At 54.4% G+C, this 250-nt stretch carries 1 protein-coding gene; it reads left to right on the top strand.

What is annotated here, in order from left to right; all coding sequences use genetic code 11:
• Positions 1 to 250, top strand: a 250-nt coding sequence (locus ACRHNM_RS17575; protein WP_431137937.1) for a carboxyl transferase domain-containing protein, incomplete at both ends; no start/stop codon positions are given.

The following is a 250-nucleotide window of genomic DNA, read 5'->3' as shown; positions in this document are numbered from 1 at the left end:
GTGAGTAATTCCGTCGTGCCCAAATTCACCGTCATTATCGGAAATAGCTACGGGGCCGGGAATTACGCCATGTGCGGGAAGGCCTATGACCCGCGCCTGATCGTTTCCTGGCCGGGGGGCGAACGCGCCGTAATGAGCGGGAACAGCGCCGCCAAGGTGTTGTTGCAGATTGAGACGGCCGCCCTGAAGAAAAAAGGGGAAACCATCACCCCGGAGAAAGAAAAAGAACTGTTCGAAAAAATAAAAAAGC

It is taken from the genome of Psychroserpens mesophilus (assembly GCF_050617655.1).
GTDB classification, from domain to species: domain Bacteria; phylum Bacteroidota; class Bacteroidia; order Flavobacteriales; family Flavobacteriaceae; genus Psychroserpens; species Psychroserpens mesophilus_A.
Note: the sequence above shows the minus strand (reverse complement) of the source record. Positions and strands in the feature narration are given on the sequence as shown.